This window comes from Marmoricola sp. URHB0036 (genome assembly GCF_000426045.1).
Classification (GTDB): domain Bacteria; phylum Actinomycetota; class Actinomycetes; order Propionibacteriales; family Nocardioidaceae; genus Marmoricola.
Genome location: NZ_KE384490.1, coordinates 366,801 through 392,857, shown reverse-complemented (window position 1 = coordinate 392,857; position 26,057 = coordinate 366,801). Strand labels below are relative to the sequence as shown.

General features: G+C 69.9%; 19 protein-coding genes. 12 read left to right on the top strand and 7 right to left on the bottom strand.

Going from position 1 to position 26,057, the window contains the following annotated elements; translation table 11 throughout:
- Nucleotides 1-206 precede the first annotated feature (206 nt).
- From H976_RS0122065 to H976_RS0122055, 3 genes are read left to right on the top strand one after another with little or no spacing between them, the layout of a single operon-like run.
- On the top strand, nucleotides 207-1,766 hold the full coding sequence (locus H976_RS0122065) for a HAMP domain-containing sensor histidine kinase (RefSeq protein WP_231389038.1): 1,560 nt from the start codon (nucleotides 207-209) through the stop codon (nucleotides 1,764-1,766).
- The gene (locus H976_RS0122060; protein ID WP_051277335.1) at nucleotides 1,763-2,464 is read left to right on the top strand and encodes a response regulator transcription factor; all 702 of its coding nucleotides are present in this window, start codon (nucleotides 1,763-1,765) and stop codon (nucleotides 2,462-2,464) included. Before H976_RS0122065 ends, H976_RS0122060 begins: the two co-directional genes overlap by 4 nt.
- Nucleotides 2,465-2,513: 49 nt before the next feature.
- Nucleotides 2,514-3,479: a hypothetical protein gene (locus tag H976_RS0122055; protein ID WP_027863281.1), complete on the top strand. Its 966-nt coding sequence runs from the start codon at nucleotides 2,514-2,516 to the stop codon at nucleotides 3,477-3,479.
- A 70-nt stretch (nucleotides 3,480-3,549) separates the two neighbouring features.
- Here H976_RS0122055 and H976_RS0122050 read toward each other — a convergent pair whose 3' ends face one another.
- The 4 genes from H976_RS0122050 to H976_RS0122035 all read right to left on the bottom strand — a co-directional run bounded on the left by H976_RS0122050 (nucleotide 3,550) and on the right by H976_RS0122035 (nucleotide 6,713).
- On the bottom strand, nucleotides 3,550-4,527 hold the full coding sequence (locus H976_RS0122050; protein ID WP_027863280.1) for an electron transfer flavoprotein subunit alpha/FixB family protein: 978 nt from the start codon (nucleotides 4,525-4,527) through the stop codon (nucleotides 3,550-3,552).
- Between the two features lie 32 nt (nucleotides 4,528-4,559).
- Entirely contained in the window at nucleotides 4,560-5,375 is an 816-nt protein-coding gene (locus tag H976_RS0122045; RefSeq protein ID WP_027863279.1) for an electron transfer flavoprotein subunit beta/FixA family protein, read from the bottom strand.
- A 135-nt stretch (nucleotides 5,376-5,510) separates the two neighbouring features.
- The gene (locus H976_RS28050) at nucleotides 5,511-5,888 is read right to left on the bottom strand and encodes a hypothetical protein (protein WP_051277333.1); all 378 of its coding nucleotides are present in this window, start codon (nucleotides 5,886-5,888) and stop codon (nucleotides 5,511-5,513) included.
- 45 nt (nucleotides 5,889-5,933) lie between these two features.
- Complete coding sequence (locus tag H976_RS0122035; RefSeq protein WP_027863278.1) at nucleotides 5,934-6,713, bottom strand: enoyl-CoA hydratase/isomerase family protein; 780 nt, start codon at nucleotides 6,711-6,713, stop codon at nucleotides 5,934-5,936.
- Between the two features lie 87 nt (nucleotides 6,714-6,800).
- Here H976_RS0122035 and glgX point away from each other — a divergent pair, with 87 nt between their 5' ends.
- Nucleotides 6,801-8,978 (top strand): glycogen debranching protein GlgX, encoded by a 2,178-nt coding sequence (gene glgX / locus H976_RS0122030; protein WP_027863277.1) that lies wholly within the window; start codon nucleotides 6,801-6,803, stop codon nucleotides 8,976-8,978.
- Between the two features lie 6 nt (nucleotides 8,979-8,984).
- On the opposite strand, the gene map is transcribed toward glgX, so the two are convergent.
- Nucleotides 8,985-9,752: a type I methionyl aminopeptidase gene (gene map / locus H976_RS0122025; protein WP_027863276.1), complete on the bottom strand. Its 768-nt coding sequence runs from the start codon at nucleotides 9,750-9,752 to the stop codon at nucleotides 8,985-8,987.
- 87 nt (nucleotides 9,753-9,839) lie between these two features.
- On the opposite strand from map, the gene H976_RS0122020 reads away from it, so the two are divergent.
- A complete protein-coding gene (locus H976_RS0122020) occupies nucleotides 9,840-10,505 on the top strand; it encodes a DUF2306 domain-containing protein (RefSeq protein WP_051277331.1) in 666 nt (221 codons plus the stop codon).
- A gap of 1 nt (nucleotide 10,506) precedes the next feature.
- On the opposite strand, the gene glgP is transcribed toward H976_RS0122020, so the two are convergent.
- On the bottom strand, nucleotides 10,507-13,098 hold the full coding sequence (glgP, locus tag H976_RS0122015; protein ID WP_027863274.1) for an alpha-glucan family phosphorylase: 2,592 nt from the start codon (nucleotides 13,096-13,098) through the stop codon (nucleotides 10,507-10,509).
- Between the two features lie 138 nt (nucleotides 13,099-13,236).
- Between glgP and H976_RS29285 the strand changes: the two genes are divergently transcribed.
- From H976_RS29285 to H976_RS28025, 7 genes are all read left to right on the top strand, one after another.
- Entirely contained in the window at nucleotides 13,237-16,662 is a 3,426-nt protein-coding gene (locus H976_RS29285; RefSeq protein ID WP_051277329.1) for a M36 family metallopeptidase, read from the top strand.
- 79 nt (nucleotides 16,663-16,741) lie between these two features.
- Nucleotides 16,742-18,715: an alpha-1,4-glucan--maltose-1-phosphate maltosyltransferase gene (locus tag H976_RS0122005; protein ID WP_231389020.1), complete on the top strand. Its 1,974-nt coding sequence runs from the start codon at nucleotides 16,742-16,744 to the stop codon at nucleotides 18,713-18,715.
- 32 nt (nucleotides 18,716-18,747) lie between these two features.
- Nucleotides 18,748-20,493 carry a maltose alpha-D-glucosyltransferase gene (gene treS / locus H976_RS28040; RefSeq protein WP_051277431.1) on the top strand — a complete coding sequence of 582 codons (1,746 nt, stop codon included), beginning with the start codon at nucleotides 18,748-18,750 and terminating at the stop codon, nucleotides 20,491-20,493.
- Nucleotides 20,493-21,887, top strand: coding sequence for a hypothetical protein (locus H976_RS0121995; RefSeq protein ID WP_027863272.1), 1,395 nt, complete (start codon nucleotides 20,493-20,495; stop codon nucleotides 21,885-21,887). The genes treS and H976_RS0121995 overlap by 1 nt, the downstream gene beginning before the upstream one ends.
- The gene (gene glgB, locus H976_RS28035) at nucleotides 21,884-23,764 is read left to right on the top strand and encodes a 1,4-alpha-glucan branching protein GlgB (protein WP_051277327.1); all 1,881 of its coding nucleotides are present in this window, start codon (nucleotides 21,884-21,886) and stop codon (nucleotides 23,762-23,764) included. Before H976_RS0121995 ends, glgB begins: the two co-directional genes overlap by 4 nt.
- A gap of 25 nt (nucleotides 23,765-23,789) precedes the next feature.
- Nucleotides 23,790-24,875, top strand: coding sequence for an SLC13 family permease (locus tag H976_RS28030; RefSeq protein WP_036227659.1), 1,086 nt, complete (start codon nucleotides 23,790-23,792; stop codon nucleotides 24,873-24,875).
- A gap of 4 nt (nucleotides 24,876-24,879) precedes the next feature.
- A complete protein-coding gene (locus H976_RS28025) occupies nucleotides 24,880-25,659 on the top strand; it encodes an NUDIX hydrolase (protein WP_036227658.1) in 780 nt (259 codons plus the stop codon).
- Here the strand turns inward: H976_RS28025 and H976_RS0121975 are convergent.
- Nucleotides 25,656-26,024, bottom strand: a complete 369-nt coding sequence (locus tag H976_RS0121975) for a hypothetical protein (protein ID WP_155918643.1) — start codon at nucleotides 26,022-26,024, stop codon at nucleotides 25,656-25,658. The two genes, H976_RS28025 and H976_RS0121975, sit on opposite strands and share 4 nt — an antisense overlap.
- Nucleotides 26,025-26,057: the final 33 nt, after the last annotated feature.

Sequence of the window (26,057 nt, the reverse complement as noted above, 5' to 3'; positions counted from 1 at the left end):
ATACTCGGGTCTAGACCGCCTAGAGGCGAATGTGGGCGAATAATGTCCAATCCCTGAAACCGAGCGTTCCGAAAACCCCCAACATTGCCCCTATTTTTATGGAGGAATCGGACAAATTCGCCGGCGGCTAGTCATTTCTGACCATGCCCAGCTCGACGTTCGGCCATTCGACAGCCTGCGTTGCGCCACGCAACCTTCTCTCCGTGATGGGGGAACACAACGAATCTCGGGGGCCGCTGGGTCTCGTTCTCGGCGCAGCCCTGTTCGTGGGGCTCCTGGGCGCGGGGGCGACGGCACTGAGCCAGGCCGCAGCGCACGGCGCCGGCGTGCTCGGGACGATGAGCCTGGCCCGGCCGACCGTCGTCGTGCTGGCCATGGCCAGTGCCTTCTTCCTGGCCGCCGGCGTGTTGCGGCTGGCGCGCTGGCGCATCGCGGGTGAGCCGCACAGTGCCTTCGCCGGGGCCGCCCTGCTCGTGATGGGAGGCCTGTGCCTGCCACTCGGCGGACTCGCACTCCTCTTCCCCTCCACCGATGACCTGTCGCTGGTCGGGCCGGCGACCCGGACCATCGCCGAGCTGGTGGCCGTGGCCCTCCTCGTGCGCGCGCTCACGGTGGTCGACATGTCGCGCGCCGAGCTCCCGAGCCGGTTGCTGCCCCGACTCTTCCTCGGTCTGACCCTGGTCTTCCTGGTGCTGCTCGCCGCCCAGCAGGTCGCCCCGCACACGATGACCGGCCAGGCCCTGCCTGGCATGGTGCTGGCGACGGTGCGCGCCCTGGCCTGGTTCGGGGTCGCGCTGTACGCCGCCACCCGCGCACCAGAGCTCGCCTGGGCCGGCCGCGTCGCGCCCCTCCTGATGGGCATGGGCTTCGCCGAGGCGCTGCGCGGCCTCGACCTCGCCCGTCCGGGCGCCTGGACGTTCGCCGCCCTGCTGGTTTGCGTGTCGATGGCAGCGCTGTCCACCCGCGCCGCCCTGCTCGACCTCGACGACGCCGTGAGCGCCGACGAGCGGGGCCGTACAGATCTCTCGCAGGCACTCACCCTCGTCAGCCAGGAGGCGGTGGGGCTCTCCGAGTGGCGCGAGCAGCTCACCCACGACGCCCGCAACGCGTGCGCCGGACTGCGAGCGGCCCTGAGCATCCTCGAACGCCAGGACGGCCGCATCGACCCCGCCACGCGGGAGCGGCTGCGACTGGCCGCCGCACAGGAGCTCGGACACATCGAGCACCTGATCAACCGCTCGGCCGACGAGCCCTGCGCGCCGTTCGAGGTCAGCGAGGTCGTACGCCGCGTCGCCGAGGCGGCTTGGGCCGTGGGTGCACGCGTCTCCGTGCAGGGGCTCCCTGTCCACGCCCTCGGGCGTCCGGGCGACCTCGCCGCGGTGCTGAAGAACCTGCTCGTCAACGCCCAGACCCACGCTCCGGGCAGCCAGGTCCGCTTCGCGGTCACCTCCGACGAGGGCATAGTGACGATCACCTGCGCCGACGACGGCCCCGGGCTCTCGCCCGAGGAAGCGTGCCGCGCGTTCGACCGCGGCTTCCGGGGACGTGCGAGCAACGGCTCCGGCCTCGGACTGCACGGCGCCCGTGAACTGATGCTCGAGCAGGGTGGCGACCTCGTCCTCGACCCCACCGGCACGGGTGCGACCTTCGTGACGACCCTCCCGCACGTCGCGGTGTCGACCCGGCCGCGGCAGGCCGTGCGGGTCCCGACCCAGCGGGTCCATGCCGCTGGGCCGCGCATCGCCCGCGAGGTGCCCGTCGCATGACCGCGAGCATCCTGACGGCACCGGACCGGGCCGACCACGTGCTGACCCGTGCCGTCCTCGTCGACGACCACCAGCTGCTCGCCCAGAGCCTGGCGCTGGCGCTCGGGTTCGAGGGCATCGAGTGCACGGTGGCCGACCTCAGCGATCGCGCGGCTCTCGTCCGCGAGGTCGTCGACGGACCACCTGCCGTGGTGCTGCTGGACCTCGACCTCGGTGACCCCGTCGGCGACGGCGGCGAGCTGGTCGCCCCCTTCGTCACCGCGGGCTGCCGGGTCCTCGTCGTGTCCGGGTCGACCGACGTCGAGCAGGTGTGCCGAGCGCTGGAGGCCGGCGCCGTCGGCGTCATCGGCAAGGACTCGCCCTTCGACCGGCTGCTCGAGGCAGCCCTCGCAGTCGCGCGCGGTGAGCAGGTGCTGACCGGCGACGAGCGACAGGCCCTGCTCGACCAGGCGCGCCGACTGCGCAGCGCGCGGGAACAGGCCCTGGCACCGTTCGAGCGGCTCTCCGCCCGTGAGGGCGAGGTGCTCCGCGCGCTCGCGGGCGGCAAGTCGGTCGGCCACATCGCCATGACCTCGTTCGTCTCCGAGGCGACCGTGCGCAGCCAGGTGCGCGCGATCCTCACCAAGCTCGGAGTCTCCTCCCAGCTCGAGGCCGTCGCCGCCGCCCACCGTCACCAGTGGCTGCGGTCATCCAGGTGACCCACGAATTCTTCTCCACCGCTCACCACCCACCGAAAGAGGAATCACGATGAGAATCCGCAACCACAAGCGGGCGGCAGCCGCTGTCCTGACGGCCGCCCTGGTTGTCAGCGCGGGCTTCGCCGCCGCCGCGCAGGGCGCCACCACCGACCACGACGTACGCCAGTCGGACTTCATCGCGGGTCTCAGCGACACCCGGTCGGCCGGCCACTTCGACTTCCTCAAGGAGGGACTGCACGTCCAGACCACCGACGCCACCGGCAACGCCAAGGTGGCCGAGTACTACGCCCCTGTCACCTCTGCCGGCCTCCCGGCGTCTGCCTCGCAGGTCTGGTACGGCACGCCCGGTCTCCCGGAGAGCCCGCTGGGCCAGCCCGGTGCGCAGATCGTCTTCGACCCCGACGGCATCGCCAACTCCAACGACTACAACGTCCTCGTGGGTGAGCAGGTCTACTCGACCAACGCCCCGGGCCAGGACCTGACCGACTGGTGGCTCACCGGCCCCGGTGGTGACGGCCAGGCTCGCGCCGCGGCCAACGGCTACACCTGCCCCCAGGTCACGGGTGGCTCCGGCTCGAACTGCCACGGCACTCTCGCCGAGTGGAAGGCCGCTGTGCCCAACGCCAAGGTGACCGCCTACGGCTTCAGCCTCGGCTCCGGCGTCAAGGGTGACGGCGTGCTGCGCTCGCAGACCTTCGGCGACGACCGGTTCGTCTTCACCGACGAGGACGCTCCCGTTTCCCCGCCCACCGTCAACCCGGCCGGCTACGTGTTCAAGAGCACCAGCGGACGCACCGTGCTCTTCCAGATGAAGACGGCCTCGATCCCGGACGGCTCGCAGGCGGGCAACCTGCCCACCTTCCGCGTCACCTCGAGCGACTCCACCACGACGCTCCAGACGCCGGCACCGGGCACCTCGTCGTACTACGCGAACACCTGCCCGAAGAAGACCACCTGCACCTACAAGGCCTACAAGAACAACTCGTTGGTCTACACGGTCACGATCAAGAAGTAGCCCCCCGGCTGCTCAACAGATGAGGCCCCGGGCGGTGGGTACACCGCCCGGGGCCTCACTGCTGTGTCGCTCAGCCCTTGCGCTTGTTGATCTCCTCGGTGGCGGCCGGGAGCACGGTGTGCAGGTCGCCGACGACGCCGAAGTCGACGAGCTCGAAGATCGGCGCCTCCTCGTCCTTGTTGACCGCGACGATCGTCTTGGAGGTCTGCATGCCGGCGCGGTGCTGGATCGCACCGGAGATGCCGTTGGCGACGTAGAGCTGTGGCGAGACGACCTTGCCGGTCTGTCCGATCTGGAAGGCGTGGGGGATCCAGCCGGAGTCGACCGCGGCGCGTGAGGCACCCACGGCGGCGCCGAGCGAGTCGGCCAGGCCCTCGACCTCGGAGAAGTCGCCGCCGGTGCCACGCCCGCCGGAGACCACGATCGCGGCCTCGTTGAGCTCGGGACGGCCGGAGGCCTTGCGTGGCTGGGAGGCCACGATCTTGGCCTTCTTCGCGGAGTCGGAGATCGTCGCCTTGAACTCCTCCTGCTCGGCCTTGCCCTCGGACTCCTCGGGAGCCGCGGAGTTGGGCTTCACGGTGATGATCGGAGTGCCCTTGGTGACCTTGGCCTGCACGGTGTAGCTGCCGGCGAACACCGACTGCGTGGTCACCGGACCTTCCCCACCCTCAGAAGCAGAGACGTCGACCGCGTCGGTGATCAGGCCCGACTCGAGCTTGATGGCCAGGCGACCGGCGATCTCCTTGCCCTCGGCGTTGGAGGGGATCAGGATCGCGGCCGGGCCAGAATCGCCCAGCTTCTCCGCGATCTGCTGGAGCACCTCGGCCTTGGGTGCGACGAGGTAGCCCTTGATCTCGGCGTCGTCGACGACGTAGACCTTCTCGGCGCCGTACTTCTTCACGGCCGCGACCGCGTCGTCGACCTTGTCGGCCCCGCCGATGAAGACCGCAGAGGGCTCACCGAGGCGCTTGGCGATGGTGAGCAGCTCGTAGGTGGGCTTGCGGACCTTGCCGTCGAGGTGGTCGACGAGTACCAGAACTTCAGACATGGCTTTCGAATCCTCCAGGGATCAGATCAGGCTCAGATGAACTTCTTGGACGCGAGGAACTCGACCAGCGCAGTGGCGCCCGAGCCGTCCTCGTCGGTGACGATCTCGCCCTGGCTGCGGGGCGGACGCTCCTCGGTGCCCTCCACCGCGGACCAGGCCGCGTCGAGGCCGACCTTGTCGGCGTCCACGCCGATGTCGGAGAGCGACCAGGTGTCCAGCGGCTTCTTCTTCGCCGCCATGATCCCCTTGAACGAGGGGTAGCGGGCCTCGCCGGACTGGTCGGTCACCGAGAGCACCAGCGGTGCGGTCGCACCGATGACCTCGGTCGCGGTGTCGCCGTCACGCTTGATCCGGAACTCCCACGAGTCCCCCGAGCCCTGCGACTCGATCACCGAGCCGAGGGTGACCTGCGGCAGGTCGAGACGCTCGGCCAGCATCGCGGGGACGACGCTGCCGGTGGCGTCGGTCGACGCCATCCCGCACATCACCACGTCGACGTCACCGATCTTCTCGATCGCGGCGGCGAGGACCTGCGAGGTGGCGAGGTAGTCCGACCCCGCGATCGCGTCGTCGACGACATGGATGCCCTTGTCGGCACCCATCTGCAGCGCCTTCTTGATGGCCTCGGCGGCGTCCTCGGGACCGACCGTCAGGGCGGTCACCTCGACGTCGTCGCCCCCATCACCCGAGGCAGCCTTCTCCTTGAGCTGGAGGGCCTGCTCGACGGCGTACTCGTCGAGCTCGGAGAGGAGGCCGGGGACACCCTTGCGGTCCACGGTGTTGTCCGACTCGAAGTGCCGGTCGGCGGTGGCATCGGGCACGTACTTCACACAGACGACAATGTTCATGAATTCGATAACGGCCCTGGGCGGGCCCCTCCTGAACTAGAGACGGTTGGGGTTGACCCCGAGGTGAGGCTACCGCCGAGTCACCTGCTCAGAAACAGCAGCGGTGGGTGTGGTCAGTCACAGCAGGCCCGTCGGTCAGCGGGTGCTCTTGGGGGCGATCACGTTCGCGCCGACACGGCCGATCACCAGGTAGACGATGGCCGCGATACCCCAGTTGAGCAGGGCGTTCTTGGACTCGGCGTTCTTGCCGGTGAAGTCGAAGACGCCGTCGTCGCGGCTGAACGGCCCCGAGATCGCGTCGGCCACGTCGGTGATCAGCTTCACCACCGAGTTGCTCTCGTTGACGTTGTCGCGGAGCACCACCAGCAGGGCACCGAGCGCCAGGATCGCTGCGAGCACACCGAAGACGATGCTCCAGACGCGCGCCAGCTTGGTGCGGATGGCGAACTGCGTCGCGTCCTGCTGACGCTTGCGGTCGTCGGGGGAATCGTCGGTCCGGACTTTGGGCGACACGGGGGGCTCCTCGGGGGTACGGCGTGGTGCTGGGTGGCGCTGGGGTCAGCGGCCCTCGAACTCGGCCTTGCCGGGACCATTCTGGACGAAGGAGTCCATCCCCGTGCTGCGATCCCGCGTGGCGAACAGACCGGCGAACTGCTGGCGCTCCATCTCCAGGCCGGTGTCGAGGTCGACCTCGAGGCCACGGTCGATGACCTCCTTGGCAGCGCGGAGGGCGTACGACGCCCCACGGGTGAACTGGGAGGCCCACGTCACCGCCTCGTCGTAGACCTGGTCGGCCGGCACGACCTTGTCGACCAGGCCGATGCTCAGTGCCTCGTCGGCCTTGACGAAGCGGCCGGTGAAGATCAGGTCCTTGGCGCGGCTCGGACCGACCAGCCGGGCGAGGCGCTGGGTGCCGCCGAGGCCGGGGATGATGCCGAGCAGGATCTCGGGCTGGCCGAACGTGGCGTCCTCGGCCGCGATCCGGATGTCGGCGCACAGCGCGAGCTCGCAGCCGCCGCCGAGCGCGTAGCCGTTGACCGCCGCGACGACGGGCTTGGGGATGCGCGCGAGGGCGACGTAGCCGGCCTGCATCCGACCCGACATGTCGATCATGTCGGTGTGCGACATCTCGGCCATCTCCTTGACGTCGGCCCCGGCGGCGAAGACCTTCTCGCCGCCCCAGATCACCACCGCCCGGACGTCGTCGCGCTCGGTCGCCTCCTCCGCGGCAGCGCGGATCTCCTGCTGCACCTGCAGGCTCAGGGCGTTCATCTTGGGCCGGTCGACGCGGATCGTGCCGACACCGTCGGCGACCTCGAGTCGGACGAACTCCGGCATGCTCACTCCTCGATGTTGGGGCGGGGCTGACTGGGTCCGGTCAACCTACCGCTGCGTCTGCGGAGGTGCGGGTGACATCATCTCCGGGTGACTCCGGGTGAGTGGTCGGCTGCCGACGAGCGCGTCGATGTCTGGCCCGGTCGCAACTGGCCGCTCGGCGCCACGTGGAGCGAGGAGTCGACCAACTTCGCCGTGCACGCTCCCGACGCGACCGCCCTGTGGGTGTGCCTGTTCGACGACGAGGACGGCACCGAGACCCGGCACGCGTTGACCGAGCGCAGCCTCGGCATCTGGCACGGCGCCCTGCCCGGCGTACCCCGGGGACAGCAGTACGGCTTGCGGGCCGACGGCCCGTGGGACCCGGCGCGCGGCATGCGCTTCAACCCGGACAAGCTGCTGCTCGACCCCTACGCGCGCGCCGTGAGCGGCTCGTTCAGCACCCACCCGGCGATCTTCGGGTTCGAGGCCGGCGACGACCTGGCCCCGACCAGCGACCCGCACGTCCGCGACGAGCGCGACTCGGCGCCGTACGTCGGACGCAGCGTGGTCGTGGACGACGACTTCGACTGGGCCGGTGACCACAAGATCGGTGCGCGGTGGCGGGACACGGCCATCTACGAGCTGCACGTGAAGGGCTTCACCGCACTGCACGACCGGATCCCCGAGGAGCTGCGCGGCACCTACGCCGGACTCGGCCACCCGGTGGTCACCGACTACCTGCGCGACCTCGGCGTGACGGCGGTAGAGCTGCTCCCGACCCAGCAGCTCGCCTCCGAGCCGGCGCTGTCGAAGAACGGCCTGTGCAACTACTGGGGCTACAACACCATCGGCTTCTTCGCCCCGCACGCGGCGTACTCCTTCTCGGGCGATCGCGGCGGGCAGGTCCGCGAGTTCAAGCAGATGGTGAAGAACTTCCACGCTGCCGGGATCGAGGTCTACCTCGACGTGGTCTACAACCACACCGCAGAGGCGGGGGTGGACGGGCCGACGCTCAGCTTCCGCGGTCTCGACGACCTCGGCTTCTACAAGCGACAGGCGAAGAGGCCCCAGGACGCGCGCGATCCCGACACCTACTGGGACGTCACCGGCTGCGGCAACACCGTCAACGCCGAGAACCCGATGGTGCTGCGGCTGATCATGGACTCGCTGCGCTACTGGGTCACCGAGATGCACGTGGACGGCTTCCGGTTCGACCTGATGTCGGCGCTGACCCGGACCGGTCACTCCGTCGACATGGCCGGACCCCTGCTGACCACGATCGGGCAGGACCCGGTGCTGCGGCACGTGAAGCTGATCGCGGAGCCGTGGGACATCTCGATGGACGGCTACCGGGTGGGCGAGTTCCCGCCCCCGTGGGTGGAGTGGAACGACCAGTACCGCGACACCATGCGCGACTTCTGGCGCTCGCAGTCCGACGGCGTGCGCAACGTCGCGACCCGGTTGGCGGGTTCCTCCGACCTCTACCTCGACGACGGGCGCTCGCCGTACGCCTCGATCAACTTCATCACCGCGCACGACGGCTTCACGCTGCGCGACCTGGTCTCCTACGACGAGAAGCACAACGAGGCCAACGGCGAGGGCAACCGGGACGGCACCGACAACAACCGCTCGTGGAACTGCGGTGTCGAGGGTGCGACCGACGACGAGGTGGTGCTGGCGCTGCGCCACCGTCAGGCCGCCAACCTGATCGTCACGCTGTGCCTCTCCGCCGGCGTACCGATGATCACGGCCGGCGACGAGCGCGGCCGCACCCAGGGCGGCAACAACAACCCCTACTCGCAGGACAACGAGGTCTCCTGGGTCGACTGGTCGGCCGACGACGCGTGGCTCGACGTCTTCGAGATCACCCGCACCGCGCTGCAGATCCGTCGCGACCACCCGGCGCTGAGGCAGCGACACTGGTTCGAGGGCCGCCCGGCGATCGTGGGCGGCCCGAAGGACCTCGCCTGGGTGCATCCCGGGGGCCGGGAGATGACCGGCGACGACTGGCAGGACCAGGGCCTGCGCGTGATCGGGATGTTCGTCTCCGGCGACCCGATCCGCTCCCCCGGCCCGCACGGCGAGCAGGTGCGCGACAGCAGCTTCATGCTCTGGCTGAACGCCTCCGACCAGAACTGCGAGGTCACGCTGCCGCTCAACGACTGGGTGCAGCAGGGCGTCGTGGTCCTGTCGACCGATCCCGAGAACCCGGTCGGCCAGCCCGCCAAGGCCGGCCAGACGATCACGGTGTCGGCCCGGTCGCTGGTGCTGCTCCAGGAGGACTGAGGCCGCTCAGTCCCGGGCGGTGAGCACGATCGGGGCGTCCTCGGTGACGGCGATGGTGTGCTCGGAGTGGGCGCCGCGCGACCCGTCGGCACTGCGGATGGTCCACCCGTCCCGGTCGGTGTAGATCTGGTCGGTCGAGTGCAGGAACCACGGCTCGATCGCGATGACGAGCCCGGGTTGGAGCCGGAACCCGCGACCCGGTCGGCCGTCGTTGGAGATGTGCGGATCGCCGTGCATCGTCCGCCCGACGCCGTGCCCGCCGAACTGGGTGTTGACCTTGAGCCGCCTGGAGCGGGCGACGTCACCGATGGCCGCCGAGATGTCGCCGAGCCGGTTGCCGGACCGGGCGGCAGCGATGCCGGCGTCCAGCGCCTGACGGGTGGCCTCGATCAGGTCGAGGTCGCGCTGGTCCGGCGTACCCACGACCAGGCTGAGGGCCGAGTCGGAGACCCAACCGTTCAGCTCGGCGGCGAAGTCGAGGCTGACCAGGTCCCCGTCGCGCAGCGTGTAGTCGTGGGGCAGGCCGTGCAGGACGGCGTCGTTGACCGAGGTGCAGAGGACCTTGCCGAACGGCATCGCGCCGAACGACGGGTGGTAGTCGATGTAGCAGGACGTCGCGCCCGCCTCGCGGATCAGGTCGTGGGCGAGGGCGTCGAGCTCGAGCAGGTTCACTCCGACGTCGGCGGCCTCCTCGAGCCGGCAGAGCACGTCGGCGACGAAGAGCCCGGCGGGCCTCATCTGCTCGATCTCGGTCGGGTTGCGCAGCTCGATCACGCCGCGAGCCTATTGACCCGTGCCCCGGGGTCAGGCTCGGGGTGATCCCCGATGCGACTCGGAAGTAAACGGAGGCATGATCTCCACATGAGCACCGACCTCGGGACCACTCCCACGACCCGCACGCCCCGCCTGGTCCTCGCGATCCTGGTCGTCGCGCTCGTCGCCACCCCGGTGCTGGCGTTCCCGTACGTCATGCTCGACCGGTCGGCCAGCCGGATCGACGTGCAGACCGACCTCGCCTGGATCCTGCTGGTCATCCACGTGCCGTCGGCCGCCACCGCGATGATCCTGGGTGCGCTGCAGTTCGTGCCTCGGATCCGGGCGCGCCGTCCGGTGCACCGCGCGATCGGCCGGACCTTCCTCGGCATCGGCACGCTGGCGTTCATGGTGACCGGGATCCCGCTCGCCCTGTCCACCCCGGACGGCAACATCACCCGGTTCGGCGTACTCGTGCCGGCGACGTTGTGGCCGGTGGTCGCACTGATCGCCTGGCGCGCGATCCGCCGAGGCGACGTCGTACGGCACCGCGAGTGGATGATCCGCCTCTACGCGATCACCTTCTTCGCGATCACCACCCGGATGCTGGTGCCGCTGATGCTGCTCGCGCAGGTGCCGGTGATGTCGAGCTGGTACGACGGCGACCCGCAGGCCGCGGTCAGCGCGAGCATCCCCTACGGCCAGTGGCTCGGCTGGATCGTGAACCTGGCCCTCGCGGAGTGGATCATCCGTCGTACGAGGAAGACCAGCTGAGCTACGCGAACGCCACCAGCCCCAGCTCGGCCGGCGAGGCGAGGTGGGGATTCCTGGGCAGGATCCGCACGGTGTAGCCGAAGGAACCGGCGCGCGAGAGCTGGATGTGGCCGTCGAAGCGGTGCCGGCCGCCCTCGTAGGTCTCGGCCAGGGCCAGCGAGGTGGCTGTGGTGTCGACGAGCTCGTCCTCGCCCTTGACCCGGCCGTGCACCACCTGCACGTCGACGTCCTCGGGCGACAGCGAACCGAGCGAGGCGAACACGTGCAGGTCCATGCCGCCGCCGAGCTCGGGAGCGTCGGAGAGCCCCTCGGTCTCGACGTGGTCGATGTGCACCGAAGACCAGTTCTCCACGACGCGGCTCTTCCAGGCCGCCAGCTCGGCGGCACCCTCGTAGGAGTCGTTCATCGCGCGGGAGGCGACGGCCGCCGGTGCGTACAGGCGGTCGACGTACTCGCGCACCATCCGCGTCGAGAGCACCTTGGGGCCGAGCGACTTCAGGGTGTGGCGAACCATCTCGATCCACCGGGTCGGCAGGCCCTCGCCGTCGAGGTCGTAGAACCGCGGCGCGACCTCCTTCTCGATCAGGTCGTAGAGGGCGTGGGCCTCGATGTCGTCACGCTTGTCGGGATCCTCGACACCGTCGGCCGAGGGGATGGCCCAGCCGTTGCTGCCGTCGTACCACTCGTCCCACCAGCCGTCGAGGATGGACAGGTTGAGCCCGCCGTTGAGGGCGGCCTTCATGCCCGACGTGCCGCACGCCTCGTAGGGACGCAGCGGGTTGTTCAGCCAGACGTCGCAGCCCGGGTAGAGCGGCTGCGCCATGGCGATGTCGTAGTTGGGCAGGTAGGCGACGCGGTGACGGACTTCCGGGTCGTCGGCCAGCTGCACGATGGCCTGGATCAGCTTCTTGCCGCCGTCGTCGGCCGGGTGGGCCTTGCCGGCCATCACCAGCTGGATGGGGCGCTCGGGGTGCAGCAGCAGCTTCTTGAGGCGCTCGGGGTCGCTGAGCATCAACGTCAGCCGCTTGTACGACGCAGCGCGACGCGCGAACCCGATCGTCAGCACGTCGGGGTCGAGCGCGGTGTCGATCCAGCCGAGCTCGGCCGGGGCGGCCCCGCGGTTGAGGCAGGACTTGCGCAGACGACCGCGCGCGTCCTGGACGAGCCGCGCGCGCAGGTCGCGCTTGGTCGACCACAAGTCGGCCGACGGGATGCGGTCGACCACGTTCCACACGTCGGCGGCGTCGGAGTCCGCCCCGAAGTCAGACACAGTGGCGCCGGCCTTGCTGGCCAGCTCGAAGACCTCGCGAGCGACCCAGGTGGGGGCGTGCACGCCGTTGGTGATCGAGGTGATCGGCACCTCGGCCTCGTCGAACGCCGGCCACAGCCCGTTGAACATCCCCCGGCTGACGTGACCGTGCAGCAGCGAGACACCGTTGGCGCGCTGCGAGAGCCGGAAGCCCATCACCGCCATGTTGAACACGCCGCTGTCGCCGCCGGAGTAGTCCTCGGCACCGAGCCGCAGGATGCGCTCGGTGGGTACGCCGGGCACCGAGCTGCGCGAGCCGAAGTACTGCTCGACCAGCTCCCGAGGGAACCGGTCGATGCCCGCCGGCACCGGGGTGTGCGTGGTGAACACCGTGCCCGCCCGGGTGACCTCGAGGGCGGTGTCGAAGTCGAGCGCCGGGCCGCCCTCGGCCACCGTCAGCTCGCGGATCCGCTCGAGGCCGAGGAAGCCGGCGTGCCCCTCGTTGGTGTGGAACACCTCCGGCTCGGGGTGGCCGGTCAGGCGGGTGAACGCCCGCACCGCACGGACCCCACCGACACCGAGGAGGAGCTCCTGGAGCAGTCGGTGCTCGGTGGTGCCGCCGTACAGCCGGTCGGTCACCTCGCGCAGGTGCTGCGGGTTGTCCTCGATGTCGGTGTCGAGCAGGAGCAGGGGGACCCGGCCCACCTGGGCCACGAACACCCGCGCGACCAGGTCGGCCTCGTCGGGCACCGACAACCGCACCTGCGTGGGAGTTCCGTCTCCCTCACGAAGGAGCGTGATCGGCAACCCGTCGGGGTCGAGCACCGGATAGGTCTCCTCCTGCCAGCCCTCACGCGAGAACTGCTGGCGGAAGTAGCCGTGCTGGTAGAGCAGCCCCACGCCGATCAGCGGGACGCCGAGGTCGCTCGCGGTCTTGAGGTGGTCGCCGGCCAGGATGCCGAGGCCGCCGGAGTACTGCGGCAGGACCGAGGTGATGCCGTACTCGGGCGAGAAGTAGGCGATGGCCTGGGGTGCGCCCTCGCCCGCCTTCTTCTGGAACCAGCGGTCGCCGGTGAGGTACTGCTCGAGGTCGGCGTGCGCAAGGTCGAGGCGGCGCAGGAAACGCTTGTCGGCCGCCAGCTCCTCGAGCCGGGCGGTCGAGACGGCGCCGAGGGTCTTCACCGGGTCCCTGCTGCTGGCGGTCCACAGCTCGTCGTCGATGGCCGCGAAGACGTCCTGGGTCTCGGGGTGCCAGGACCAGCGCAGGTTGGTCGCGAGGTCGCCGAGCAGGCGCAGGGGCTCGGGCAGGACGGGACGGACGGTGAATCTCCGGATGGCTCGCACGGGAGAACGCTAACGCAGACGCTTGGAACGATCCAAGGAACCTCGAAATGACTCGTCAGTAACCCCGACGCGTGTCCCGGCGTTAGTGCTGCAACACCGCTCCTCGACCCACCGGTCGACGTCAGCCCTGGAGGCACCATGCCCCGCACGTCCCTTCGGCTCCTCGGCGTCGCCACCGCGACCGTCCTGGTGGCCGGGTTCAGCCAGCTTCCCGGGTCGGCGACCGTGGCCCCCTCCCGACTGGCCCCGAAGTCCTTCGAGCAGGTCACCGCCGGGCTCGGGGACCTCGACGCACGCGGCGTGGCCGCGCCCACCGCGGCCCAGAAGGCCGCCGCCACCGGCCTCTCCGCCGCAGTGCGCTGGAACGCCTTCGGCACCCCGGCCTCCATCTCCCCGGCCGCCGGGACCCTCGGGGCCGCGACCTCGGGCGACGCGGCCACCGCCGCGAGGTCCTGGCTCGTCTCGCATGCCTCGGTGTTCGGGCTCTCGGCCGGCCAGATGAAGGGCCTGACCCTGGTCAACGACCAGAAGCTGGCCGGCAGCCCGGCCCGAGCGGTGCTCTTCCGACAGGACTTCGGTGGACCGGCGCCCGCAATGGACAGCATGGTCACGGTCGGCGTCAGCAACGGCGCCATCCAGTACGTCTCCTCCTCGCTGGTCCGCACCACGGCCTCCTCGGTGCCCGCAGCGACCCTCTCCCCCACCGCTGCGTGGGTGAAGGCGGCGGCCAGCATCGGCCGCGACGTCTCGCTCGCCTCGCTCTCCCAGGTCACCGACAAGCTCGGCTGGAGCCGCTTCACGGTCCCCGGCTTCGCCCAGGAGCAGCAGGTCCGCCTGCGCTCCCTGGCGTACGCCGACGGCACCGTCCGCCCGGTCTTCGAGGCCAATGTCGTCGACGTGAAGGGCGGCGCGGCCACGGCGTACACCGTCCTGGTCGACGCGGTCAGCGGGAAGATCCTGGTCCGCCAGAACAAGGTCGACGAGAGCAGCAACGCCTATCAGTTCCAGGGCGCAGTCACCGCGACCCAGTGCGGTCCCAGGCACCAGTTCGAGCTGACCGACGACAACACCAAGCAGATCGTGGCGACGGCGGCCGAGGCGGTCACCACCAACGACATCACGGTCAAGATCTACAGTCCCTCCGGCGCCCTGCTCACCACCGGCGACACGGCCACCAGCCCGGAGGTGGCGACGTACACCGCCGAGTCGATCCCGAAGGGCGTCTACTCGATGCAGGTCTGCCCGTTCGAGGACCCGACCGTCCCGTTCGTCGGCGCTGGTGACTACGCCGCCGGCGTCACCACCAGCGACAGCGCCGGCCCGTCCGGCACTTCGCTGGGCCAGCCGAAGTGGCGCTACTTCACCGCCAACCCGACGCTCGACTGGTCGCCGGCCACCACGCCGAAGAACTCGGTGATCGGCTGCTGGACCGCTGCCGCCGGCTGCACGTCGCCGACCGGCCCGTTCCGCAACGTCGCGGCCGCCGGCCCGTGGGACTACCTCGTGAAGACCGGTACACCGAGCTTCACCACCGTCGGCAACAACGCCAACACCCACGAGGCGTGGGTCAGCCCCGACTCCCCCGGCGGCCTGTTCCAGGCACCGGTGTCGCCGACGCGTGAGTACACCACCGACTTCACCGACGCCTGGAACAACTCCAAGTGCGACCCGACACAGCTGCACCCGACCGGCAACGACATCGACGCCTCGGTGACCAACCTGCACGTCGCGCACAACCGGATGCACGACTTCTCCTACTACCTGGGCTTCACCGAGGAGAACTACAACCTGCAGGTCGACAACCTCGGCCGCAACGACGACCCGACGCGTGCCAACGACCCCGAGATCGGCAACGCCCAGGCCGGTGCCCTGACCGGCGGGCAGCCGTCGTTCCTCGGACGCGACAACGCCAACCAGATCGCCCTGCAGGACGGCGTGCCCGGCATCACCAACCAGTACCTCTTCCAGCCCCTGGCCGGCGGGTTCTACTCCCCCTGCGCCGACGGCAGCCTCGACATGAGCATCGTCGGCCACGAGTACACCCACGCGATCAGCAACCGGATGATCGGCGGTCCCGACGAGGGCATCACCTCCGAGCAGGGCGGCGCCATGGGCGAGTCCTGGGGTGACCTGACGGCCGGCGAGTACCTCTACGAGCACGGCTACTCCAACGGGGCCAACCCGTGGGCAGTCGGGCCGTACGCCACCGGCAACAAGACCGTCGGCATCCGCGACTACGCCATCAACGGCAACCCGCTGAACTACAGCGACTACGGCTACGACTCCACCGGTCCCGAGGTCCACGCCGACGGCGAGATCTGGAACGGCACGATGTGGGAGGTCCGCCAGGCGCTGGTCTCGAAGTACAACGGGACCTACCCCACGACCGACAAGGCGCTCAACCTGCGCTGCGCCCAGGCGACCGCGACCAGCACGCCGACGCCGGCCACCCAGTGCCCGGGCAACCGTCGCTGGCTGCAGCTGGTCTTCGACGGGTTCCTGCTCCAGCAGGGCGCGACCAGCATGCTCGACGCCCGCGACTCGATGCTGGCCGCGGACCGGATGCGCTTCGGCGGGGCCAACCAGGCCGCGCTCTGGGACGCCTTCGCCCGCCGCGGCATGGGCAGCAACGCCTCGACTCCCGACGCCGACTCCGACGAGCCGACGCCCGGGTTCGTCTCGCCGCGGTCGACGCCGGCCACGGTGAAGTTCGCCGCGACCGTGCCGTCCGGCTCACCGGCTCCGGCCGGCAAGGTCTACATCGGTGACTACGAGGCCCGGGTGTCCCCCGTGGCCGACACGATCAGCAGCACGGCGCTGTCCAACAGCGCCAAGCTGACGGCCGGCACCTACGACGTCATGATCGTCGCTCCTGGTTACGGCATCACCAGGTCGACCGTGACGGTCAAGGCCGGCCAGGCGGTCACCAAGTCGTTCGCCCTGAAGCCCAACCTGGCCTCGGCCAGGAACGGCGCCACGGTGCTCGGCTCGAGCGCTGGCAGCCTGAACGCCGGGTCGCTGATCGACGACACCGAGAACACCAACTGGGCCGGCGTGAACGCCAGTGACTCGGTGGACACGACCAGCCCGTGGGTGGCCGTGGACCTCGCGGGCACGACCCCGCGCACGATCAGCTCGGTGCGGGTCTCCGCGATGCTGCACCCGGCGCCCCCCGGCCCGACCGACGACCTGCCGCTGCTGGTCGGCTCCGACGACGACCCCGACTCGGGTGCCCGGTTCACCGCCCTGCGCCGCTTCGCGGTGGAGGTGTGTACGACGGGCTGCTCGGCCGCCAACGCGACCTGGAAGCGGATCTACACCAGCCCGGCCGACGCCTTCCCGGCAGTCGCGCCTCGCCCGGTGGCTCCGAACCTGACGCTGCGGACGTTCGACGTCCCGGACACCACCGCCTCGGCCGTCCGGCTGGTGGCGCTGGAGAACCAGTGCACCGGCACCCCCGCGTACGCCGGCGAGCAGGACAACGACCCGGTCAACGACACCGACTGCAAGGCCGGCTCCGACGCCGACCTGTCGGTCCGCGCCGCCGACCTGGAGGTGTTCTGACCGGGTCCGGTGGTCGCTCCGTTTGCGTCATCCGGTCTGATTCGCAAGTCTGGGGAGCATGGTCGGACGCATACCCGTCATGGACGTCGCCCCCCTCGTCAACCGCGGACAGAACCCTGCGAAGGCCTCGGTGGGCGAGCCGTTCGACGTGTCCGCACTCGTCTTCCGGGAGGGGCACGACCAGCTCGGGGCGGAGGTCGTGCTCACCGACCCCGACGGCGTACGACGCCCGCCGGTGCGGATGGGCGACGTCCCCGACCAGCTGCTCCGCCTGAGCGCGAGCGTCCTGGCGGACGCCGAGGGCGCCTGGACCTACGAGATCCAGTCCTGGAGCGACGTGATCGGCACCTGGCTGCACGACGCCGGCATCAAGATCCGCGCCGGGGTCGACGTCGAGCTGATGTTCGCCGAAGGTGTGCTGCTGCTCGAGCGCGTGGCCAGCGAGGGTGACCTCGACCGCGGTCAGAGGGCGATCGTCAAGGACGCCATCAAGGCCGTCAAGGACACCGACCGACCGGTCGGGGCACGTCTCGCGGCGGCCGAGTCCGACGCCCTGACCCAGGTGTTCGCCGAGCACCCGCTCCGCGACCTGCTCACCGTCGAGGGCCCGTTCCCGTTCTTCGTCGACCGCCAGCGGGCGCTGTTCTCGAGCTGGTATGAGTTCTTCCCCCGCTCCGAGGGCGCCCACGTCGACGAGACGACCGGCAAGGTCGTCAGTGGCACGCTGCGCACCGCCGCCGAGCGGTTGCCGGCCGTGGCCGCGATGGGCTTCGACGTGATCTACCTGCCGCCGATCCACCCGATCGGCGAGATCAACCGCAAGGGCGCCAACAACACGCTCACCCCGACGCCCGACGACGTCGGCTCTCCGTGGGCCATCGGCAGCAGGTACGGCGGGCACGACACCGTCCACCCCGACCTCGGCACCATCGAGGACTTCGACTTCTTCGTCGCCGAGGCCCGGCGGCTCGGCCTCGAGGTGGCGCTCGACTTCGCCCTGCAGGCGGCGCCGGACCACCCCTGGGCCACCGAGCACCCCGAGTGGTTCACGACGCGGGCCGACGGCACCATCGCCTACGCCGAGAACCCGCCGAAGAAGTACCAGGACATCTACCCGATCAACTTCGACAACGACCCCGAGGGGATCTACGCCGAGAGCGAGCGACTGGTCCGCCACTGGATGTCCCACGGCGTCCGCATCTTCCGGGTCGACAACCCGCACACCAAGCCGCTCGAGTTCTGGGAGTGGCTGCTCGGCCGGATCCGGGCCACCGATCCCGACGTGCTCTTCCTGGCCGAGGCGTTCACGCTGCCCCCGCGGATGCGCGCCCACGGGGCGATCGGCTTCCACCAGTCCTACACGCACTTCACGTGGCGCACCGGACGCTGGGAGCTCGAGCAGTACCTCGAGGAGATGTCCCACGAGACCGCGCACCTGATGCGTCCGAACTTCTTCGTGAACACCCCCGACATCCTGCACGCGTTCCTGCAGCACGGCGGTCCCCCGGCCTTCAAGATCCGGGCCGTCCTCGCGGCCACCGGCTCCCCGAGCTGGGGGGTGTACGCCGGCTACGAGCTCTACGAGCACCTCGCGGTCAAGCCGGGCAGCGAGGAGTACCTCGACTCCGAGAAGTACCAGATCCGCATCCGCGACTGGGAGAAGGCCGACGCGACAGGCGAGACGCTGGCGCCGTACCTCCGCCGCCTCAACGAGGCCCGCCGCGACCACCCGGCGCTCCAGCTGCTGCGCAACGTCACCATCCACTCCAGCGACGACGACGCCGTACTCGTCTTCAGCAAGCACGTCGATGCAGCGCACTCACCCGACGGCAAGGACGACCTCGTGATCGTGGTGGTCAACCTCGACCCGTTCGCTCCGCGGACCACGACCGTGCACCTGAACATGCCCGCCATCGGCCTCGACTGGGAGGACAGCTACACCGTGCACGACGAGATCACCGGCCAGGACTGGCAGTGGGGGGCGCACAACTACGTGCACCTCGACCCCCACCACGAGCCCGCCCACGTCCTGACGGTCAGGAGAAACGCGTGACCCAGGACGAGCACAACTACGGCGAGAGCGGGGTGCTGCCGAGCACCACCGACGAGCCGACCGCTGCCCACTTCGACCAGCCCGACTGGTTCAAGACGGCCGTGTTCTACGAGGTCCTCGTCCGGTCGTTCAAGGACTCCAACGGCGACGGCGTCGGCGACTTCCGCGGCCTGGCCGAGAAGCTCGACTACCTGCACTGGCTGGGCGTCGACTGCCTGTGGGTGCCGCCGTTCTTCTCCTCGCCGCTGCGCGACGGCGGCTACGACATCTCCGACTACACCAACATCCTCCCCGAGGCCGGGACGGTCGAGGACTTCCACCACTTCCTCGACGAGGCCCACAAGCGCGACATCCGCGTGATCATCGACTTCGTCATGAACCACACCAGCGACCAGCACCCGTGGTTCCAGGCCAGCCGCGAGGACCCCGACGGCCCGTACGGCGACTTCTACGTCTGGTCCGACACCGACGAGCTCTACGAGGACGCCCGCGTCATCTTCGTGGACACCGAGCCGTCGAACTGGACCTGGGACCCGGTGCGCCAGCAGTACTACTGGCACCGGTTCTTCTCCCACCAGCCCGACCTGAACTTCGACAACCCGAAGGTCATGGAGGCGATGCTCGAGGCGATGACCTTCTGGCTCGACATGGGCCTCGACGGCTTCCGTCTCGACGCCGTGCCCTACCTCTACGAGCGTCCCGGTACCAACGGCGAGAACCTCCCCGAGACCCACGAGGCACTGCGGCAGGTGCGCAGCTTCGTCGACGAGCACTACCCCGGTCGGGTGCTGCTCGCCGAGGCCAACCAGTGGCCCTCCGACGTCGTCGACTACTTCGGTGGCAAGCGCGACCCCGACACCGGTGAGTACCTCTCGGCCGGCGACGAGTGCCACATGTGCTTCCACTTCCCGGTGATGCCGCGCATCTTCATGGCCGTACGACGGGAGAACCGCTTCCCGATCTCGGAGATCCTCGAGCAGACCCCGGCCATCCCCGACGGATGCCAGTGGGGCATCTTCCTGCGCAACCACGACGAGCTGACCCTCGAGATGGTCAACGACGAGGAACGCGACTACATGTGGGACGAGTACGCCAAGGACCCCCGCATGAAGGCCAACATCGGCATCCGCCGCCGGCTGGCCCCCCTCCTGGACAACGACACCAACCGGATGGAGCTGTTCACGGCGCTGCTGCTCTCGCTCCCCGGGTCGCCGGTCCTCTACTACGGCGACGAGATCGGGATGGGCGACAACATCTGGCTCGGTGACCGTGACGGCGTACGCACCCCGATGCAGTGGACCCCCGACCGCAATGCCGGGTTCTCCATCGCCACCCCGGGCAAGCTGCACCTGCCGCCGATCCAGGACCCGGTTTTCGGGTACCAGAGGGTCAATGTCGAGACCGAGCTGGACAACTCCTCATCGTTGCTGCACTGGACCCGCCGGATGATCCAGGCGCGCAAGCAACACCCCTGCTTCGGCCTCGGTGAGTTCACCGACCTCGGCGGCTCCAACCCGTCGGTCCTCTCCTACGTGCGCGAGCACGTCGACGACGACGGAAGCACCGACACCGTGCTGTGCGTGAACAACCTGAGCCGGTTCCCGCAGCCGGTCGAGCTCGACCTGCGCCGGTGGGAGGGTGTGCGACCCGTCGAGCTGCTGGGCGGCGTGCGCTTCCCGCAGATCGGCGAGCTGCCCTACCTGCTCACCCTCGGGGGCTACGGGTTCTACTGGATCCGGCTGCCCGCCCCGCCGACCGACGAGCTGGAGTCCCTCTGATGAGCCAGCATCCGCAGATGACGGCGTACCTCGCCGAGGCCCGCTGGTTCGCGGGCAAGGGCCGGGAGTACGACGTCGTCGACGTCCTACGGGTCGGCATGCTGCCGGGTCCGCCTCCGGTCACCATCGACATCATCACCGTGGAGTACGCCGCCGAGGCGGGTGGCGAGCCGACGACCGAGCGCTACCAGATGCCCCTCTCCCACTACCCCGAGGAGCAGGGCCGCATCCACCACGCCTACCTCGGCCCGCAGAACGACGAGACGCTCGGCCCCGTGCACACCTACGACGCCGTGCACGACCGCGAGGCGATGGCCGTCTACCTCGACGCGTTCAGCCGCACCTCGGCCGACCAGCCCGAGTCCTACGGCGGCGTGACCTTCCACCGGGTCGGTGACTACGCCCTCGACACCGGCGCCCACTCCACGCTCTTCAGCGGCGAGCAGAGCAACTCCTCGGTCGCCTTCGGCGAGGACAGCCTGATGAAGGTGTTCCGCAAGGTGACGCCCGGCCGCAACCCCGACATCGAGATCCACCGGGCACTGACCGAGGCCGACAACCCCAACATCGCGCACCTCTACGGCTGGATCGAGGCCGACCAGGACGACCTGGCGATGCTCCAGCAGTTCCTGCGCACCGCCAGCGACGGGTGGGAGCTGGCCCTGGCCAGCGCACGCAACCTGTTCGCCGAGGCCGACCTGCACGCCGACGAGGTGGGCGGCGACTTCGCGGGCGAGGCACACCGTCTCGGTGTCGCCGTCAGCGAGGTCCACCAGGTGCTCCGCGAGCACTTCGACATCGAGACCTACGACGGCGCAGCCACGGCGGAGGCGATGCGCCGGCGCCTCGAGGCAGCAGCCGCATCGGTGCCGGGCCTGGCCACCCACGCCGGTGCGCTGGAGCAGGTGTTCGGCCGCATCGCCGACGCCAAGGGCGAGGCCCAGCGGGTGCACGGTGACCTCCACCTCGGCCAGACGCTGCGCACCTCCAAGGGCTGGAAGCTGGTCGACTTCGAGGGCGAGCCCGCCAAGCCACTGGCCGAGCGTCAGCTCGCCGACTCCCCCTGGCGCGACGTCGCCGGCATGCTCCGCTCCTTCGACTACGCCGCCCAGTCGGTGGTCAAGGACCTGCACGCCACCGACGAGCCCGGATCGCAGATCACCTACCGGGCCACCGAGTGGGTCGAGCGCAACCGCGAGGCGTTCCTCGAGGGATACGTCGAGGGTCGCGTCGAGGCCGGCGGCGGGCCGCTGAGCGCCGACGAGCAGGCCCTGATCGACGCCTACGAGGCCGACAAGGCCGTCTACGAGGTCCTCTACGAGGCCCGCAACCGCCCCTCCTGGCTGGACATCCCGCTGGGTGCCATCGAACGGATCGGAGCAACCCGACCATGACCGAGCCGACGATCGGCGAGATCGACCTCCACCTGATCAACGAGGGCCGTCACGAGCAGCTGTGGCAGGCGCTGGGAGCGCACGCCGACGACGACGGCACCAGCTTCCGCGTCTGGGCGCCCGACGCCCTCGAGGTCCAGGTCCGCGGCGACTTCAACAGCTGGGACGGCAGCCGCAGCCCGCTGGCCGTCGTCGGCACCTCCGGCGTCTGGCAGACCAACGTGTCGGGCGCCAAGGCCGGTGACAGCTACAAGTTCCACATCCGCGGCGCCGACGGGGTCTGGCGCGACAAGGCCGACCCGATGGCCACCTTCACCGAGGTCCCGCCCTCGACTGCGTCCCGCATCTTCCGCAGCACGCACCAATGGACCGACGACGAGTGGATGGCCGAGCGGGCCCAGGTCACCCGACCCGACCAGCAGCCGATGTCGGTCTACGAGGTGCACCTCGGCTCGTGGAAGCGACACCCGGGTGCTGGGCCCTACAGCTACGACGACCTGGTCGAGCACCTCGTGCCGTACGTCGCCGAGATGGGCTTCACCCACGTCGAGCTCCTGCCGGTGATGGAGCACCCGTTCGGTGGGTCGTGGGGCTACCAGGTCACGTCGTACTACGCCCCGACCTCGCGCTTCGGCGACCCGGACGGCTTCCGCCGCCTGGTGGAGGCCCTGCACAACGCCGGCATCGGCGTGATCGTCGACTGGGTGCCGGCCCACTTCCCCAAGGACGACTTCGCGCTCGCCCGGTTCGACGGGACGGCGCTCTACGAAGACCCCAACCCGACGCGCGGCGAGCACCCCGACTGGGGCACCTACGTCTTCAACTTCGGGCGCAAGGAGGTGCGCAACTTCCTGGTCGCCAACGCGCTGTACTGGCTCGAGGAGTTCCACATCGACGGCATCCGCGTCGACGCGGTGGCCTCGATGATCTACCTCGACTACTCGCGCGAACCCGGTCAGTGGCAGCCCAACGTGCACGGTGGCCGCGAGAACCTCGAGGCCGTCGCGTTCCTGCAGGAGCTCAACGGCACCGTCTACAAGCGGGTGCCCGGAGCGGTCACCATCGCCGAGGAGTCGACCTCGTGGCCGGGCGTTACCCGGTCGACCGAGGCCGACGGTCTGGGCTTCGGCTTCAAGTGGAACATGGGCTGGATGCACGACTCGCTGGAGTACGTCGCCAAGGACCCGATCCACCGCAGCTACCACCATCACCAGCTGACCTTCGCGATGGTCTACGCCTACTCCGAGAACTACGTGCTGCCGATCAGCCACGACGAGGTCGTCCACGGCAAGGGCTCGCTGCTGCGCAAGATGCCGGGCGACCGCTGGCAGCAGCTCGCCAACGTGCGCGCCTTCCTGTCCTGGCAGTGGGCCCACCCGGGCAAGCAGCTGCTGTTCATGGGCCAGGAGTTCGCCCAGGACAACGAGTGGGCCGAGCAGCGCGAGCTCGACTGGGGTCTGCTGTCCACCCCCGGCCACGCCGGCGTCAGCCGCCTGGTCGCCGACCTCAACGCGGCCTACGTCGAGTCACCGGCCCTCTGGTCGCAGGACACCAGCCCCGACGGCTTCCAGTGGCTGGTCGCCGACGACGCTGCCAACAACACGGTCGCCTTCCTGCGCTGGGGCTCCGACGGGAGCGCGCTGGCGTGCATCAGCAACTTCGCGGGTGGACCGCACGAGGGCTACCGCATCGGGCTGCCGTTCGCCGGTGAGTGGACCGAGGTGATCAACACCGACGCCGAGGTCTACGGCGGTTCGGGCGTCGGCAACCTCGGCACCGTCACCGCGCACCCCACCCCGCACCACGGCCAGCCCGCCTCGGCCTCGGTGCGCGTGCCGCCGCTCGGGACGCTGTGGCTGGCCGGCACGAAGCGGTGACCGGGCTCCTCGCTAGTCTGCGTGGGTGACCGGCCTCCTCGACGTCGCCGAGCGCGTCTGGCCGGTCCTCCTCTTCCTCGCCCTGATCCAGGTCGTCGCCGACCTGTGCGACGACGCGGGCCTCTTCGACGTCAGTGCCCACGTCGCGGCCCGGGTCGCGGGCGGCAACCGGCTGCGGCTGTTCCTGCTGTTCACGCTGCTGGCGACGGTCTGCACGTGGGTGCTCAGCATCGACACCACGGCCGTGCTGCTCGCGCCGATCGGGCTGGCCCTCGCCGCCGAGCTCGGGCTGGCCGTGCTGCCGTTCGCCTTCGCCGCGGTCTGGTTGGCCAACAGCGCCAGCCTGCTGCTCCCGGTCTCGAACCTGACCAACCTGCTCGCCCAGTCTCACCTCGGCACGGGCGGGGCCGAGTTCGTGCGGTCGACCTGGCTGCCCCAGCTGGCGGTGCTGGTGGTCGTGCTGGTCGTGCTGCTGGTCCGGCACCGGGTCGCGCTGCGTGGCTCCTACGACGTGCCGCGCATGCTGCCGTCGTACGACCCGGTGCTGCTGTGGACGGCGGCCGCCGTCGTCGTGGGCATCGGGCCGGCGATCGTCAGCGGCATCGCGGCCTGGGTGGTGGCACTCGCCGGATCGGTGGTGCTGGTCATCGCCTTCGTCGTACGTCAACGCGAGTCGGTCCGTCCTGGACGGCTGGTCCGACTGGTCCCGTGGTCGGTGATCGCCTTCGCCGTAGCCCTGTTCGCGGTCGTCGAGGTGGTCGTCGAGGAGGGGTCGTCGTTGCTGGAGTCGGTCTTCGGCACCGGCGACTCGCTCGGTTCGCTGTTCCAGCTGGCCGGCACGACGGGGGTGCTGGCCAACGTGATCAACAACCTGCCGGCGTACCTCGTCGTGGAGCCGTTCACGCACACCAGCGACCGTCTGGTGACCGCCCTGGTGGCGGTCAACGTGGCGCCGATGCTGCTCGCCTGGGGCTCGCTGGCCAACCTGCTCTGGCTGCGCGCCTGCCGGGCCAGGGGGCTGGAGATCTCGATGGTCCGGTTCGGCCTGGAGGGGTTGCTCGTCGTACCCCTGGCCGTCGCCGCGGGCGTGCTCGCGGTGTCGTTAGGGTGAACGGGTGCCTGCCGAGCTGACTCCCGTCTCCCCCGGGGTCGTGCGCGTCTCGTGGACCGCCGACCTGCAGGAGCAGGGCCTGCGGGCCTCCGCCGACGAGGTGCGCGGGCTGGTCGAGTCGGCCTTCAAGGGGGGCTCGACCCGGGTCGAGGCACACGTCGACCCCGACGACGAGACCGCCCAGCGGGTGGCCACCTTCGCCGGGCTGATGCGCGAGGGCGTGGCCCGGGGCGTCGCCGAGGAGTCCGACCGGATCGTCTACGCCCGGCTGGTCGACGACACCCCGCTGGAGGACCCGAAGGGGTTCCGGTCGCTGCTGAACTCCTTCCTGCCGCGCAAGCGGGCCATCAGCCAGATGCTGATCCGCTCGACCGACGACCGGGTGCTGCTGTGCCAGCTGACCTACAAGCGCGACTTCGATCTGCCCGGCGGAGTGGTCGAGGTCAGCGAGTCGCCACAGCTCGCGGTTGCCCGTGAGGTCGAGGAGGAGCTCGGCCTGAAGGTCGAGGCCGGGCGGCTGCTGCTCACCGACTGGCTGCCCCCGTGGGGCGGCTGGGACGACGCGGTGTGCCTGGTCTTCGACGGCGGCGTGCACGACCCGTCGGTGGTGGACACCATCGTGCGGCAGGAGCGCGAGATCAAGTCGGTGGCGTTCTGCACGATCGCCGAGATCCGCGAGAAGTGCGCCGACTTCACCGCTCGGCGGATCGAGTCGGCGCTGCGGAACCTCGGCGACAGCCCCGGACCGTCGTACACGGAGAGCGGGCGGGGTCTTCCGACCTAGTCGTCGAGGTCGACGTCCTCGAACTTCCGCGCCGGCACCGCGCGCCAGCCGACCCGCAGCACCTTCTGGGCGACCTGCGCGTTCAGCCAGGCGGTCATCGTCCAGACCGCCACCCACACCGCCACCACCGGCCAGGACAGCTCGTTGGCCTCTGCACCGGTGACGAAGCCGACCGCGAGGCCGCTGTAGTAGCCGACCCACAGCGCGAGCAGGCTCAGCGGCAGGGTGAGTACGACGAGGGCGACGTGCCACGCCGCGGAGTCCGCGACCAGCGAGAGCAGGGCGAGCGCACCGACCGTGGTCACGTAGAGCTGCCCCACCGCGGACAGCCGACTGACCGGCGGTGTCACCGAAGGACTGCTCATGCCACCCATCGTCCCACCCCTTCGCCGTGAAGC

Excerpts from the sequence above, each read along its gene's own strand:
- H976_RS0122065 (WP_231389038.1), top strand. The coding sequence starts at position 207 with ATGGGGGAACACAACGAATCTCGGGGGCCGCTGGGTCTCGTTCTCGGC.
- H976_RS0122060 (WP_051277335.1), top strand. The coding sequence starts at position 1,763 with ATGACCGCGAGCATCCTGACGGCACCGGACCGGGCCGACCACGTGCTG.
- H976_RS0122055 (WP_027863281.1), top strand. The coding sequence starts at position 2,514 with ATGAGAATCCGCAACCACAAGCGGGCGGCAGCCGCTGTCCTGACGGCC.
- H976_RS0122050 (WP_027863280.1), bottom strand. The coding sequence starts at position 4,527 with ATGTCTGAAGTTCTGGTACTCGTCGACCACCTCGACGGCAAGGTCCGC.
- H976_RS0122045 (WP_027863279.1), bottom strand. The coding sequence starts at position 5,375 with ATGAACATTGTCGTCTGTGTGAAGTACGTGCCCGATGCCACCGCCGAC.
- H976_RS0122035 (WP_027863278.1), bottom strand. The coding sequence starts at position 6,713 with ATGCCGGAGTTCGTCCGACTCGAGGTCGCCGACGGTGTCGGCACGATC.
- H976_RS0122020 (WP_051277331.1), top strand. The coding sequence starts at position 9,840 with ATGAGCACCGACCTCGGGACCACTCCCACGACCCGCACGCCCCGCCTG.
- H976_RS29285 (WP_051277329.1), top strand. The coding sequence starts at position 13,237 with ATGCCCCGCACGTCCCTTCGGCTCCTCGGCGTCGCCACCGCGACCGTC.
- H976_RS0122005 (WP_231389020.1), top strand. The coding sequence starts at position 16,742 with ATGGACGTCGCCCCCCTCGTCAACCGCGGACAGAACCCTGCGAAGGCC.
- H976_RS0121995 (WP_027863272.1), top strand. The coding sequence starts at position 20,493 with ATGAGCCAGCATCCGCAGATGACGGCGTACCTCGCCGAGGCCCGCTGG.
- glgB (WP_051277327.1), top strand. The coding sequence starts at position 21,884 with ATGACCGAGCCGACGATCGGCGAGATCGACCTCCACCTGATCAACGAG.
- H976_RS0121975 (WP_155918643.1), bottom strand. The coding sequence starts at position 26,024 with ATGAGCAGTCCTTCGGTGACACCGCCGGTCAGTCGGCTGTCCGCGGTG.